This window comes from Marivita sp. (genome assembly GCF_048006345.1).
GTDB lineage: Bacteria > Pseudomonadota > Alphaproteobacteria > Rhodobacterales > Rhodobacteraceae > Marivita.
Window position 1 is genome coordinate 1,057,631 of sequence record NZ_CP180351.1, and the last position, 13,018, is coordinate 1,070,648.

13 protein-coding genes and 1 tRNA gene are annotated in these 13,018 nt (G+C 62.8%); 7 read left to right on the top strand and 7 right to left on the bottom strand.

Annotation, left to right across the window (positions count from 1 at the left end; translation table 11 throughout):
• Window positions 1-132: 132 nt before the first annotated feature.
• The gene (locus ACMVPR_RS05265) at window positions 133-831 is read left to right on the top strand and encodes a DUF1223 domain-containing protein (RefSeq protein ID WP_416882004.1); all 699 of its coding nucleotides are present in this window, start codon (window positions 133-135) and stop codon (window positions 829-831) included.
• Here the strand turns inward: ACMVPR_RS05265 and ACMVPR_RS05270 are convergent.
• Window positions 795-1,736, bottom strand: coding sequence for a lysophospholipid acyltransferase family protein (locus ACMVPR_RS05270; protein ID WP_416882005.1), 942 nt, complete (start codon window positions 1,734-1,736; stop codon window positions 795-797). The two genes, ACMVPR_RS05265 and ACMVPR_RS05270, sit on opposite strands and share 37 nt — an antisense overlap.
• A 197-nt stretch (window positions 1,737-1,933) precedes the next feature.
• Here ACMVPR_RS05270 and ACMVPR_RS05275 point away from each other — a divergent pair, with 197 nt between their 5' ends.
• Together ACMVPR_RS05275 and ACMVPR_RS05280 are read left to right on the top strand one after the other, a co-directional pair.
• On the top strand, window positions 1,934-2,701 hold the full coding sequence (locus tag ACMVPR_RS05275) for an SDR family NAD(P)-dependent oxidoreductase (RefSeq protein ID WP_416882006.1): 768 nt from the start codon (window positions 1,934-1,936) through the stop codon (window positions 2,699-2,701).
• Between the two features lie 30 nt (window positions 2,702-2,731).
• Window positions 2,732-3,451: a sirohydrochlorin chelatase gene (locus tag ACMVPR_RS05280; RefSeq protein WP_416882007.1), complete on the top strand. Its 720-nt coding sequence runs from the start codon at window positions 2,732-2,734 to the stop codon at window positions 3,449-3,451.
• Window positions 3,452-3,481: 30 nt separating this feature from the next.
• Here ACMVPR_RS05280 and ACMVPR_RS05285 read toward each other — a convergent pair.
• Window positions 3,482-3,558: transfer RNA gene (locus tag ACMVPR_RS05285), tRNA-Ile, on the bottom strand.
• A 114-nt stretch (window positions 3,559-3,672) separates the two neighbouring features.
• Between ACMVPR_RS05285 and purM the strand changes: the two genes are divergently transcribed.
• The 3 genes from purM to rnd all read left to right on the top strand — a co-directional run bounded on the left by purM (window position 3,673) and on the right by rnd (window position 6,559).
• Window positions 3,673-4,719 (top strand): phosphoribosylformylglycinamidine cyclo-ligase, encoded by a 1,047-nt coding sequence (purM, locus tag ACMVPR_RS05290; RefSeq protein WP_416882008.1) that lies wholly within the window; start codon window positions 3,673-3,675, stop codon window positions 4,717-4,719.
• The gene (gene purN, locus ACMVPR_RS05295) at window positions 4,716-5,309 is read left to right on the top strand and encodes a phosphoribosylglycinamide formyltransferase (protein ID WP_416882009.1); all 594 of its coding nucleotides are present in this window, start codon (window positions 4,716-4,718) and stop codon (window positions 5,307-5,309) included. Before purM ends, purN begins: the two co-directional genes overlap by 4 nt.
• A 92-nt stretch (window positions 5,310-5,401) precedes the next feature.
• Window positions 5,402-6,559: a ribonuclease D gene (gene rnd / locus ACMVPR_RS05300; protein ID WP_292269040.1), complete on the top strand. Its 1,158-nt coding sequence runs from the start codon at window positions 5,402-5,404 to the stop codon at window positions 6,557-6,559.
• A 6-nt stretch (window positions 6,560-6,565) separates the two neighbouring features.
• Here rnd and ACMVPR_RS05305 read toward each other — a convergent pair whose 3' ends face one another.
• The gene (locus tag ACMVPR_RS05305) at window positions 6,566-7,081 is read right to left on the bottom strand and encodes a hypothetical protein (RefSeq protein ID WP_416882010.1); all 516 of its coding nucleotides are present in this window, start codon (window positions 7,079-7,081) and stop codon (window positions 6,566-6,568) included.
• A gap of 135 nt (window positions 7,082-7,216) precedes the next feature.
• On the opposite strand from ACMVPR_RS05305, the gene ACMVPR_RS05310 reads away from it, so the two are divergent.
• Window positions 7,217-7,630: a SufE family protein gene (locus ACMVPR_RS05310; protein ID WP_416882011.1), complete on the top strand. Its 414-nt coding sequence runs from the start codon at window positions 7,217-7,219 to the stop codon at window positions 7,628-7,630.
• A 162-nt stretch (window positions 7,631-7,792) separates the two neighbouring features.
• Here ACMVPR_RS05310 and trpE read toward each other — a convergent pair whose 3' ends face one another.
• The 4 genes from trpE to gpt form a co-directional block, all read right to left on the bottom strand.
• Window positions 7,793-9,307, bottom strand: a complete 1,515-nt coding sequence (gene trpE, locus ACMVPR_RS05315) for an anthranilate synthase component I (protein WP_416882012.1) — start codon at window positions 9,305-9,307, stop codon at window positions 7,793-7,795.
• Between the two features lie 5 nt (window positions 9,308-9,312).
• The gene (locus ACMVPR_RS05320; protein ID WP_416882013.1) at window positions 9,313-11,157 is read right to left on the bottom strand and encodes a peptidyl-prolyl cis-trans isomerase; all 1,845 of its coding nucleotides are present in this window, start codon (window positions 11,155-11,157) and stop codon (window positions 9,313-9,315) included.
• 42 nt (window positions 11,158-11,199) lie between these two features.
• On the bottom strand, window positions 11,200-12,396 hold the full coding sequence (locus ACMVPR_RS05325) for an aminotransferase (RefSeq protein WP_416882014.1): 1,197 nt from the start codon (window positions 12,394-12,396) through the stop codon (window positions 11,200-11,202).
• A gap of 118 nt (window positions 12,397-12,514) precedes the next feature.
• The gene (gene gpt / locus ACMVPR_RS05330) at window positions 12,515-13,018 is read right to left on the bottom strand and encodes a xanthine phosphoribosyltransferase (protein ID WP_292268807.1); all 504 of its coding nucleotides are present in this window, start codon (window positions 13,016-13,018) and stop codon (window positions 12,515-12,517) included.

Sequence of the window (13,018 nt, forward strand, 5' to 3'; positions counted from 1 at the left end):
ATTTTGGTATACTATTGTGCACAATAACCGGGTACCAAACGGATCGCGGGCTCTCGCAAAACCTTGATTGGTTATTTCAGTCCGGTAAGTCTATCTGTCTTGAGGCATAAACAAGCGCAGGAAAATAGCGGAATGAACAGGCTTTTTGCTTTTGTGACGGCGATGATCGTCGGTGTTGGTGCAACGGCCTCGTTGGCCCAGGACACACCGGTTGTGGTCGAGCTGTACACGTCGCAAGGCTGTTCGTCCTGTCCCCCTGCCGATGAGATGCTGGCGCATCTGGGCCAACGCGACAACGTGATCGCTCTGGCCCTGCACGTGGATTACTGGGATTACATCGGTTGGAAAGACAAGTTCGCGCATTCCGCCTTTACCACGCGCCAGAAGGGCTATGCCCGATCCTTCGGCAGTCGGTCGATCTATACCCCCCAGATGGTGGTGAACGGTGTGACCGATGTGGTCGGCAACCGTCCGATGGATGTGACCGATCAGGTGCAGGCCCATGCGGCCAAGGGCCTGCCGGTGCCACTGACCCTGAAACGGTCGGGCAACCAGTTGACGATCAGCGCACCTGCAGCGTCCGGTTTGGCCGAAGCCGACGTGTTTCTCATCCGCTATACGCCGTCCGAAACGGTCAGCATTCCGCGCGGTGAAAACGCCGGGAAAAAGCTGGCCTACAGCCATATCGTCACGGAATGGTCCGATATCGGAGACTGGAACGGACGCGCACCCCTGTCGTCTTCCGTGTCCGTGTCCGGCTCGGCACCGATTGTCGTTCTGATCCAGAAAAAGGGTTACGGACCCATCTTCGCCGCTGCCCGCTTGCGCTGACGCTTGGGTTTCCAGCGGCGGTGAATCCAGAACCACTGGTCGGGGTTTTCCCGGATGCGCGCCTCAAGCCGCGCCGTGGCCTCGCGCATCATCACAACCGGATCGCCATGCGGGACGGGGGCTTCGAACACGACATCAAAGCTGATGCCATCGTCTTTGCGGATGCCAAAGAACGGCACCATGAGCGCGCCCGTCTTGAGCGCAATATCTGCGGCTGAGGTCAGCGTGGGCGCAGGTTGGCCCATGAAGTCGATGGGTTCGCCCGCGCTGTCATAGACATCGAACAGAAGCACACCCATGCCGCCCTCGCGGATGTGCTTGATCAATCCCATCGTGCCGCGCCGCCCCTGTTCGAACACGGGGTCGGACAAAGCATGCATGTTGGCCGCGTAATGCGCGTTGAAATAGGGGTTGGACATCGGGCGGTAGAGCCCGCCGATGCGATAGCCCCGCGCCACAAGCGCCGCACGCGGCGCTTCGAAATTTCCGAAATGGCCAGTGACAAACAGAACCGGGCGTCCCTCGGCACGGGCTTTTTCGACCTCGGCCACGCCATCGCCGCGAATTTCGGCCTTGGCCATGCGCCGCATGAGACCTTTGACATCGTAGTTGTCGATCATCGTGCGCCCGGCATTGTCCGCGACCAGATCGGCCAGACGACGACGGTCGAGCACGCCCATCTCGGGCCAGACATGGGCGAGGTTGTCCATCGCGCGTTCGCGGTAGCCCGCCAGGGGTGCAACAATATGGCGGATCAGCCGTCCCATCAGCCACAGCCGCGCCCGGATCGGCAGGCGCAGCGCACACCAGATCGCAGCGCGCAGCACGCGATCCGTGGCCCAGTCCTCCCAGCCGCCGGGGGTATGATTGCGCTTCTTCGATTTGGCCAAAAGGAAAACCTGCATTGGTGTCGGCGGGAAGCGCCTTCGAAGGCGCTTGATACGCGATTTGCAAATCGCGTGTCAAAGCCCGTTGCAACGGGCTTGCACCGCAAGGGACCGACATTGCACGAGCTGGTCTTGTTTTTCCCTGTCGAAACACTTCTGTAAGGATCGCAATGCATCACCACCGGTGACTGCCAAGACCAAGAGGGAGAGAGGTCATGATCATCACTGCAAACACCGTCGCCATCGTATCAGGCGGGGCATCGGGCCTCGGGGCCGCTGCGGCGACGGCTTTGGCCGAGGCGGGGGCAAAGCTCGTGATCCTCGACATGAATGAAACTGCCGGTGCCGCGCAGGCCGAAGCCTTGGGCGGGATCTTCGTCAAGACCGATGTCAGCGACCCGGCCAGCGTCGCCGCCGCGATGGAGGTCGTTAAAACCACCTACGGCGCTGCCCATATCGCGGTGAACTGCGCGGGCATCGCCCCTGCCGCCAAGACCGTGTCGAAAGGGGCAGCACACGACCCGAAACCCTTTATCGCCACGATCAACGTGAACCTGATCGGTACCTTCAACGTGTCCTCTCAGGCGGCTGCGCTGATGGCGGCGCATGATCCGCTGGACGCAGACGGCGCGCGCGGGGTGATCGTCAACACCGCCTCAGTCGCGGCTTATGAAGGGCAGGTGGGGCAGGTGGCCTATTCGGCCTCCAAAGGCGGTGTGGTCGGCATGACCCTGCCGATGGCGCGCGATCTGGCGCAGTTGGGCATCCGCGTCTGCGCCATCGCGCCGGGATTGTTCAAGACGCCCATGCTCGAAGCCTTGCCGCAAGAGGTGCAGGACAGCCTTGGCGCACAGGTGCCGAATCCCTCGCGTCTGGGGCACCCAAGCGAATACGCAGCACTGGTGCGCCATATCGTCGAAAACCCGATGCTCAACGGCGAAGTGATCCGGTTGGATGGTGCCATTCGTATGGCCCCGCGCTAAGTCTCGTCAGGTCCAACCCCGGAGACTTCCATGTCCTTCGATGCCCTGATCGTCAGCCACGGCCAGCCCTCGGATCCCGATGTGGGCGAGGCGGAGATCGCCGCCCTTGCGGCGGCCGTGGCGGCACATCTGCCCGAGGCGCGAGTTGAAGGTGTGACACTGGCCGCCGAAGGCCGGATCGAGGCACTGTCGGCAGACCGCCCCGGTGCGCTGATCTACCCGATGTTCATGGCCGATGGCTGGTTCACGCAGGTACAGCTGCCCAAACGGCTGGCAGATGGCGTTGGGCCGCAACTGGTCAGCTTCGGCCTTGACTGCACCTTGCCGATGCTCGCCGCCAACTGGCTGCGGCAGGTCTGTACGGATCACGGGTTCGAACCGTACGGAACCGACCTTGTCATCGCCGGCCACGGTTCCGGCAAATCCCGCCGTGTCTCAGAGGCAACCCGCGCCTTTGCCGACCGCGTGGCCGAGGATTTTGGCCCACGCTCCGTCCGCTGCGGCTTTGTCGAGGAGGACCCCTCGCTGACCGAGGCCCTATCCGGTCTGGGGACAAACGCAATCTGCCTGCCGTTCTTTGCCGCCAAACGGGGCCACGTGCTCGACGATCTGCCCGATGCGGTTGCAGCATCCGGGTTTCAAGGTATCGTCCTCGATCCCATCGGCCTGCACCCGGAGGTGCCCAAGATGATCGCGGATGCGCTCCGCTGGCGGGCGACGACGCCGGATGTGAGCAAGTGCGTTTTCTGAGAGTGGCGTTTTTTACCAAACGGTAAAATATGGTAGGCCCGGCAGGACTTGAACCCGCAACCAAAGCGTTATGAGCGCTCTGCTCTAACCAATTGAGCTACAGGCCCGCCATGTGTGTTTCAGTAGCAGACAACCGGGGCGCGTCAAGAGGTGCGGCACAGGGATGATGGACTTGTGTTCATCGCTGCGCTAAGGCACGCGCGACCTTCGGAGGGTGCAGCATGACAGACGGCAAGAACGGCATCACCTACGCGGATGCGGGTGTGGATATCGACGCGGGCAACGCGCTGGTGGAGCGGATCAAACCGGCGGCCAAGCGCACGGCGCGGCCCGGTGTGATGTCGGGGCTGGGGGGCTTTGGCGCGCTGTTCGATCTGAAAGGTGCTGGCTTCACCGATCCGGTGCTGGTGGCGGCGACCGATGGTGTGGGCACAAAGCTGCGGATTGCAATTGATACGGGCCATGTGGATGGCGTCGGCATCGACCTTGTCGCGATGTGCGTGAACGATCTGGTCTGTCAAGGCGCGGAGCCGCTGTTTTTCCTTGATTATTTCGCGACAGGCAAGCTCGACACCGACACGGCAGCACGGGTGATCGAAGGCATCGCTGAAGGTTGTGCGCGGTCCGGCTGTGCGTTGATCGGGGGCGAAACCGCGGAAATGCCCGGCATGTACCCTGCGGGCGATTTCGACCTTGCGGGCTTTGCCGTTGGCGCCATGGAGCGGGGCACGGACCTGCCGTCGGGTGTGGTTGAGGGCGATGTGTTGCTGGGCCTTGCGTCGGACGGTGTGCATTCCAACGGCTACAGCCTTGTGCGTAAGTTGGTGGAGGTGTCCGGGCTGGGCTGGGAGGCGGATTGCCCCTGGGCCGACGGATCGCTGGGCGAAGTGCTGCTGACGCCGACACGGCTCTACGTGACGCAGGCGCTGGCGGCGGTGAAAGCGGGTGGCGTGCGTGCGCTGGCGCATATCACCGGGGGTGGCCTGACCGAAAACCTGCCGCGCGTGCTGCCCGAAGATATGGGCGCGGAGATCGACCTTGCAGCATGGGAGCTGCCGCCGGTGTTCAAATGGCTTGCTGCCACTGGCGGGATGGCCGAGGCGGAACTGCTCAAGACCTTCAACTGCGGCATCGGCATGATCGTCGTTGTGGCGGCCGATCGCGCGGATGCGCTGACCGCAGTGCTGGAAGAGGCGGGCGAGACCGTTTCGCGGATCGGCTCTGTCACCGGCACGCCGGGCGTGGCTTACACAGGCACGTTGCTTTGACGAAACGGGTAGCGATCCTGATTTCGGGTGGCGGTTCCAACATGGTGTCGCTGGTCGATGAGATGACCGGTGATCATCCGGCGCGGCCCGTGCTGGTGCTGTCCAATCGCGCCGATGCAGGTGGGTTGGAGAAAGCCAAGGCGCGGGGCATCCCGACTGCGGTCGTCGATCATCGCCCGTTTGGGTCTGACCGCCCCGCATTTGAGGACGCGCTGAACCACGTGCTGGATCAGGCACGGCCCGACATCCTCTGCCTTGCCGGGTTTATGCGGGTGCTGACCGAAGGGTTTGTGACGCGCTGGCAGGGCAAAATGCTCAACATCCATCCGTCACTCTTGCCGAAATACAAAGGCCTGCACACCCATCAGCGCGCCATCGACGCGGGCGACGCCGAGGCGGGCTGCTCCGTACACGAGGTTACGGCAGAACTTGACGGTGGACAGGTGTTGGGACAGGTGCGCGTGCCCATCGCAGCGGACGACACCGCCGACAGCCTTGCCGCCAAGGTGCTGGTACAGGAACATAGACTCTACCCGCTCATTCTGCGCCGCTTTGCCGAGGGCGTGACAACCCGGATCGACCTGACCTGACGATAGTGGCTCGGGCGCTAGGCAAAGCGCTGCGTTTGAGCTATACGCGGGATGGGGTGCCGACAGAACAAGAATAACGAACGACCCGAATTATGCACATCATCACGACCACGTCCGATCTTGCCGCGTTTTGTGCGCGTGCTGCCCAAACCCCCTATGTCACTGTAGACACGGAATTTCTGCGCGAGCGCACCTATTACTCGAAGCTCTGTCTGATCCAGTTGGCCTTTCGCGGGGATGGCAAGACCGACGCGGTTCTGGTCGATCCGCTGGTGGACGGGTTGTCGCTCGAGCCGCTGCTGGAGCTGTTCCGCAACCGGGATGTGGTCAAGGTGTTCCATGCCGCGCGACAGGATCTCGAGATTTTCTATATCGACCATGGCGTGATCCCTGAGCCGCTTTTCGACAGTCAGGTCGCGGCGATGGTCGCCGGGTTCGGGGAACAGGTGGGCTACGAGACCCTTGTCCGCAAGATCGCCAAGCAGTCGCTCGACAAATCCTCGCGCTTTACTGACTGGTCGCGGCGACCCTTGTCGGACAGCCAGACCGAATATGCACTGGCCGACGTGACGCATCTCCGCGTGATCTATGAATTCCTGCGCAAGAAACTGGCCGAGACCGGACGCGACCGCTGGGTCGAAGAAGAGATCGCCACGCTGCTTGCCCCAGAGACCTATGTCACCCGTCCTGAGGACGCATGGATGCGGGTCAAGACCCGCTCCAACGCGCCGCGCTTTCTGGCGCTGGTCAAGGAACTGGCGCGGTTCCGCGAAGCCTATGCGCAGGAACGCAACATTCCGCGCAGCCGTGTCTACAAGGACGACGCCCTCGTTGAGCTGGCATCGACCAAACCCAAGGACATGGCCGATCTGGGCCGGTCGCGGCTGCTCTTGCGCGAAGCGCGTAAGGGCGAGATCGCGCAGGGCATTCTGGACGCGGTCCACCGGGCGCAAAGCATGCCGAAAGAGCAATTACCGTCGCTTGAGGATGCCCGCCCATCACCGCAGGTGAACCCGGCATTGGCGGACCTGCTGCGGGTGCTGCTCAAGGCGAAGACGGAAAGCTCCGGCGTGGCGTCAAAGCTGATCGCGACCTCGGCGGAACTGGATGCACTGGCGTCCGGTGACCGCAACGTTCCAGCCCTGCAGGGGTGGCGCCGCGAAGTGTTCGGACATGACGCATTGCGTCTGTGTGACGGACGCGTCGGGCTTGCCGCGAAGGGCAAGCAGGTTCAGATCATCGAATTGTAAACCGCTTCAGCGCCGGACGCTGCGGGCGTTGTTTGCGCCCCGTACCGTGATGGTGCGGATGCCCGCAAGGCTCTGATCCGTGATCCACAGCCCTGCGGTGACCTGACGCGCGCGCGGATTTGTGTTGCGGGGCCCAGGTTGTTGCAAGGCCTTCAGGTCGTAAACAAGCGTGCCGTCGACGCTTGCGGCCTCATCGGCGATCAACCGGACATCGAAAGGCCCAAGGCGGTCAGCCTGACCGGTGGCACGGATCACGGCCCCGCCGGGACGGCGTTCGACCAGAAGCTCGGTGACTTCGGCAATCGGGCGACCGGCGAAAACTTCGGGACCGTCGTCCCGGAAGATCGAGGCGCGCCTGACGGGAATCAACGGGTTGACCTTGGCATTGGCCACGTCCGCAGCCGCCGGATCGGGTTCGCTTGACCCGAACCAGTTGAACGGGTTCAAGCGCGACTCGCTGATGGTGGCGCAGCCCGTCAACATCACGGTTGCAAGGATCAAAAGCGTCACGGGTTTGCGCATGGTCGGTCCCTCTGCCTGTCTGTCTTCGACGTAACCGATTGCGCCGCCGTTGAAAAGCGCGAAGCCCGGGCTGGACCTTTGCGCCGTCGCTGCCTAGGTGTTCAGGGAACACAGGACACGCATCCGGAGACCGCCATGGCGAGCGCCGCTTTTGAAGAGATTGTCGAAGATTTCGAATTTCTGGACGATTGGGAAGACCGCTACCGGATGGTGATCGAACTGGGCCGCGCGATGGAGCCATTGCCCGAGGCGCTGAAGGTGCCTGCGACCAAGGTAGATGGCTGCGCAAGTCAGGTCTGGCTGCACCCACAGATCGACAGCGGCGTGATCCGGTTCGAGGGCGAGTCGGACGCGATGATCGTCAACGGCCTGATCGCGGTTCTGCGAAAGCTTTACAATGGATTGTCGCCATCGGAAGTGGCTGCGATCGATGCGCGGGCCGAGTTGGGGCGGTTGGGGTTGAATGACCATTTGTCGGCACAGCGCTCCAACGGGTTGCGTGCGATGATCGAGCGTTTGCAAGGATTTGCGCGCGCGTCTTCAAGTTAAATTGAGCGCCTGCGGCGCGCAGGTTTGGGTTTTTCGACCTTTCGGGTCGCAAAGCCGTGTTGGGGGCGCTGCCCCCAAACCCCCGAGGTATTTGGAGCCCAAGGAAGCCGGGATGCGCGTCCTGCTGTTCTTCTCTTTCCAAATACGCAATGCGACCGACGGTCAGGAATTGCCGTTCCCGGTAAAGCGCGCGGCGTCGGCAGCGGCGCGGCGGATGGCGTTCGATTTGTGCAAGGTTTCCTGATATTCGGCTTCGGGATCGCTGTCATAAACGACACCGCCGCCTGCCTGAATGTAGAGCTTTTTGTCCTTCACCAGCGCCGTGCGCAGCGCGATGCACATATCCATGTCGCCGCCGGCGCTGAAATAGCCCACACCCCCGCCATAGATGCCGCGTTTTTCCGGCTCCAGCTCGTCGATGATTTCCATCGCGCGCACCTTCGGAGCACCTGAAACGGTGCCTGCGGGAAGACCCGCCAGCAGGGCCGAGAGCGCGTCGTGATCGGGGCTGAGTTCGCCGACCACGTTGGAGACGATGTGCATCACGTGGCTGTAGCGTTCGATGATGAACTTCTCGGTCGGATGCACGGTCCCGATCTTGGCGACGCGCCCCACGTCATTGCGACCCAGATCGAGCAGCATAAGGTGTTCGGCGCATTCCTTGGCGTCGGCCAGCAGATCGGCTTCGAGCGCATCGTCCTCGGCAGGTGTTGCACCGCGCGGGCGGGTGCCCGCGATGGGGCGGATGGTGACTTCGTTGCCGAACACCCGGACGAGGATTTCCGGGCTCGCGCCGATCACCTGAAAGCCGCCGAAGTTGAAGTAGAACATGAAGGGCGACGGGTTGGTGCGCCGCAGCGAGCGGTAGAGCGCAAAGGGCGGCAGGGGGAAATCCTGCGTCCAGCGCTGTGCCGGGACCACCTGGAAAATGTCCCCCGCGCGGATGTAGTCCTTGGCTTTCTCGACCGCCTGTTTGTAGCCCTCGTGGGTGAAGTTCGACACCGGCGGTGCGATTTCGGCGGCTTCCCCCATTTCGCGGGCCTGTTGCGGCAGCGCGCGTTCGAGGTCGCGCACCGCGTCCATCACCCGCTCGGCGGCTTGCGCATAGGCGGCGCGGGCCGTGAGGCCATCATTGACCCAAGCTGGGGACACGACCGTCACTTCGCCTTTGACACCGTCCAGCACGGCCACGACCGACGGGCGCAGCATGACTGCGTCGGGCAGGCCCAGCGGGTCTGGATTGATGTTGGGCAGGTGTTCGACCAGCCGGATCATGTCATAGCCGAGATAGCCGAAAAGACCGGCGGCGGCCTGAGGCAGATCGTCGGGCAGGGCGATCTTCGACTCTGCGATCAGCGCGCGCAGCGTGGTCAGGGGATCACCGTCCTGTGCCTCGAACGCTTCTGGATCATAGCGGGCGGCACGGTTTATGCGGCTTTGCGTCCCGTGGCACTGCCAGACCACGTCGGGTTTCATCCCGATGATCGAGTACCGACCGCGCACCTCTCCTCCGGTCACGCTTTCGAGGACAAAGGCGTCCTTGGCGGTCCCGGTGAGTTTGAGCATCAGCGACACGGGCGTGTCGAGATCGGCGGCAAGGCGGGCATAGACCACCTGGTTCTCACCGGCCTCGTAAGCGCGGGCAAAGCTGTCGAAATCGGGGGTCAGGTTGGCCATGGCGCTTATTGGATGAAGGCGTGGACCGCGTTGATCGCGGGTTGGTTGATCTCGACCCCGGCACGCTGCTGCACGTCGGTCGCAAAGGCGCGGAAGAGGTCTTCGGCGATGCTGTTGGAGGCCTGATTGCGCAGGGCCTGTGCCAGCATTTCGATGTCGCCATCATTGCGGTCGACCGGAGTGATCGCGTCAAGTTTCAGCAGGATCACTTCGCCGATACCCGCCACGGCGCGGGTGTCGCCAACGCCCATTTCGAACACAGCGGTCAGCAGGCCTGCCGGGAGATCGGCGATCTGCGCATTGCGGCCCAGTCCGGTTTCGGTTTGCGGCGCAAGGCTCAAGTCTTCAAAGCTGGTGCCATTGGCCAGCGACGCGGCCAGTTCCTCGGCTTGTGCCATCAGCTGTGCGGTCTGTTCGCGGGTGTCCCACCCCTGACGGACCTGATCGATCACGTCTTCGATGGGCTGCGGCGCGGGCGGCTGGATGCGATTAAGGCGCATGGCAAAGACACCGCCATCACCAAGCTGGATCACTTCGGGGAAATCGCCTTCGTTCAGTTGTCCGGCAGCCTCGCGGAAGGCGTCATACGCCGCGATCTCTCCATCGGCACCAGGGAACCATTCGATCTGTCCGATTTCGGCTTCGGTGGTGCTTGCAACCTCTTCGAGCGTTGCCCCGGCTGCGAGTTCATCGTCGATGGTCTGTGCGAGTGTTTCAATCACGCGGCGGGCCCGGTCGAGCGCCAGTTCGCCGCGCAGATCGGGGCGGGCGTCTTCGAACGAGGTGGTCTGAGCGTCGAGCACCGCATTGACGCGGAAAAGCGCCGGGCCGAGGTTGGACTGGAGAGGCCCGACAACCTCGCCGGTTTCGGCAGAAAAGACGCCATCTGCGGCACCATCCAGCGTGTCGCGTGTGACATCGCCCAAATCGACATCTGCCAGTGCAAGGCCGCGTTCGGCCACCAGATCCTCGAAGGTGAAATCGTCGCCGAGACGGTTCAGGGCCTCTGTCGCGGCGTCTTCGGTGCTGAAGACCAGCCGTTCGACAAGGCGGCGTTCGGGCAGGTTGAATTCGTCGAACCGTTCCTCATAGGAGGCGCGGAGCGCGTCTTCATCCACCTCGACCGTGTCAACGATCATTTCGGGAGTGATCCACGCATAGGTGATGTCACGCAGTTCCGGCAGGGTGTAATTGGCGATGTTTTCATCGTAATAGGCTTGCAGATCGGCCTCGGACGGCTCTGGCAGGCCGGTTTGCAGGTTCGATCCGGTGAGGCGCGCCCAGGTGAAGTCGCGGGTTTCGCCGGTATAGGAGAGCAGAGTGTCGATATAGGTGTCGGGCAGTGTGTTGCCGGCAATCAGCGCGCTTTGCAGGATTGTGCGGGACGTGTCGTCGCGCAACTGCTCTTCAAACTCGGATTCCGAAAGGCCCTGATTGCGCAGGGCAAAGCTGTAGGCTTCGCGGTTGAAGCTGCCATCGGCGCTTTGGAAGGACGGCACTTGCAGCAACTGGTCTGCGACCACGTCGTCACCGACAGAGATGCCGATGCGGGCGGCTTCGTTATCGAGACCACGTGCCGTGACAAGCTGGGCCAGAACCTGACGGTCGATCCCGAGCATCTGCGCTTCGGACATCGGAACGGCGCGACCGGCTTGCGCGGCAAAGGCATTGATTTCGGTCCGCAGGCTGCGCAGGTAGGCGTCGGTGGACACTTCCTTTTCGCCGACGGTGGCCACGCTGCGTGCAGAGCCGGACAGGCTGGTTGCGCCAAAGCCCGCGAGGCCGACGATGAGAAGCCCCATCAAAATCCAGATGAAGGTCTTCGACAGCTTGCCTTTGCCCATGGCCATGCAGGTGTGCCCCTTGCTTGAGTGCGAATTCGTGCGACGTGTCTACGCGGCGGGGACAGGGGTCGCAAGGGGCCAGTCGAGGCTGGCCAGACGGGTGAAGAGCGCCTCGATCCCGGGCCGGTCGACATTGGCGAAAGCGACGCGGAACTGGCGTGCGCCCGAGGGGTCTGTGTCGGGCATGAACATGGTGCCGGGCAAGGCGAGCACGCCGATCTCTTGCACCAGTTTCGGGGCCAGTGTGGCGCTGCTTTCGGCAAAGGGATGTTCGAGATAGGCGAAATATGCACCGCAGCCCATGAGCCGCCAGCCTTTTGCTTCGATCAGCGGCATGTGGTCATGGATCGCCGCGCGCCGGTCGAGGATTTCGTCGCGTTCGCCTGCAAGCCAGTCGCGGAGGTTTTGCAGACCCCAGAGCGCGGCGCGCTGGCCCAGTTGGGACGGGCAGATGGCGACGGTGTCGAGGAATTTCTCGACCTCGGCCAGAAGTTTGGGCTCTGCAATGACGGCTCCGACGCGGTGGCCCGTGAGGCGGTAAGCCTTGGAGAAGGAGTAGAGCTGGATCAGCGTCTCGTCCCAGTTCGGCTCCGAGAGCAGGCTGTGCGGTGGGTTTGGGCGGCTGTCGAAATCGCGGTAGGTCTCATCAACGATCAGCCTTATGCCGGTCTCGCGGGCGAGGGCGAAGAATGCGGAGAGTGTCTCGGCCGGGTATTCGACGCCGCCGGGATTGTTCGGTGTCACCAGCGAAATTGCGCGGGTCCGCGGCGTGATCAGCGCGCGGGCGGCCTCGGCATCGGGGATCAGATCGGTGCCGGTGGGCAATGCCACAGCGGTCACACCCGACATGTCGAGCCACATTTTATGATTGAAGTACCAGGGGGTTGGCAGGAGAACCTCATCCCCTTCGGTGCAAAGTGCCGTGATGATGGCGGCAAAGGCCTGATTGCAGCCCGACGTGATCGCGACCTGATCGGGGCGTGCTGTGCCCTGGTAATGCGCTGACCACTGTGCGGCCAATTCGGACCGCAGAGCAGGAAGGCCGAGCACCGGGCCGTAGAGATGCGTCTCGGGCAGCTCAAGCGCTTCGGCCATGGCGGCGCGCAAGGGTGCAGGGGGCGGTTCAACCGGCGCGGCCTGGCTGACATTGATGAGTGGTTGATTGTCGGGGAACGTCACGCCGTCAAGCCAGCGACGGGCCTCCATCACCGGTGGGGCGAATGTGGTCTGGGTCCGTGACGTCATGCGTGTCTTTCCACATTGTGCGCCTGCGGCGCGCTGGTTTTTTCAGTTGTTGGGGGGCGCTGCCCCCGTCCGCCATTGGCGGACTCCCCCGAAGTATTTTCGAACCAGAGAAGCCCGCTCAGTCCTTGCCGCGATAGGGTTCGACATATTGCAGCGCCATGTCCCACGGGAAGAAGATCCAGGTGTCCTGGCTCACCTCGGTGATGAAGGTGTTGACCTGCGGGCGGCCCATCGGTTTGGCATAGACCGTGGCGATATGGGCTTTGGGCATGTGTCTGCGCACCACTTCGAGGGTTTTGCCGGTGTCGACCAGATCGTCCACCACCAGCACGCCAGTGCCATCACCGACCACGGACATGTCCGGGGACTTGATGACCTTGGGTTCCGCCTGTGTCTGGTGGTTATAGCTCTTCACGCTGATCGTATCGACCATGCGGATGTCGAGTTCGCGGGCGACAATCATCGCAGGCGCCATGCCGCCGCGGGTGATGGCGACAACCGCGCGCCAGCCACCTTCGTCGGGGCCTTCGCCCTGAAGACGCCATGCCAAGGCACGGGCATCGCGGTGCAACTGATCCCAGCTGACGTGGAATCCTTTTTCATGGGGCAGGCGATCGGTCAT

What these genes read in the sequence shown, in the direction of transcription:
- ACMVPR_RS05265 (WP_416882004.1), top strand. Translation starts at nt 133, where the DNA reads ATGAACAGGCTTTTTGCTTTTGTGACGGCGATGATCGTCGGTGTTGGT.
- ACMVPR_RS05270 (WP_416882005.1), bottom strand. Translation starts at nt 1,736, where the DNA reads ATGCAGGTTTTCCTTTTGGCCAAATCGAAGAAGCGCAATCATACCCCC.
- ACMVPR_RS05275 (WP_416882006.1), top strand. Translation starts at nt 1,934, where the DNA reads ATGATCATCACTGCAAACACCGTCGCCATCGTATCAGGCGGGGCATCG.
- ACMVPR_RS05280 (WP_416882007.1), top strand. Translation starts at nt 2,732, where the DNA reads ATGTCCTTCGATGCCCTGATCGTCAGCCACGGCCAGCCCTCGGATCCC.
- purM (WP_416882008.1), top strand. Translation starts at nt 3,673, where the DNA reads ATGACAGACGGCAAGAACGGCATCACCTACGCGGATGCGGGTGTGGAT.
- rnd (WP_292269040.1), top strand. Translation starts at nt 5,402, where the DNA reads ATGCACATCATCACGACCACGTCCGATCTTGCCGCGTTTTGTGCGCGT.
- ACMVPR_RS05305 (WP_416882010.1), bottom strand. Translation starts at nt 7,081, where the DNA reads ATGCGCAAACCCGTGACGCTTTTGATCCTTGCAACCGTGATGTTGACG.
- ACMVPR_RS05310 (WP_416882011.1), top strand. Translation starts at nt 7,217, where the DNA reads ATGGCGAGCGCCGCTTTTGAAGAGATTGTCGAAGATTTCGAATTTCTG.
- trpE (WP_416882012.1), bottom strand. Translation starts at nt 9,307, where the DNA reads ATGGCCAACCTGACCCCCGATTTCGACAGCTTTGCCCGCGCTTACGAG.
- ACMVPR_RS05320 (WP_416882013.1), bottom strand. Translation starts at nt 11,157, where the DNA reads ATGGCCATGGGCAAAGGCAAGCTGTCGAAGACCTTCATCTGGATTTTG.
- ACMVPR_RS05325 (WP_416882014.1), bottom strand. Translation starts at nt 12,396, where the DNA reads ATGACGTCACGGACCCAGACCACATTCGCCCCACCGGTGATGGAGGCC.
- gpt (WP_292268807.1), bottom strand. Translation starts at nt 13,018, where the DNA reads ATGACCGATCGCCTGCCCCATGAAAAAGGATTCCACGTCAGCTGGGAT.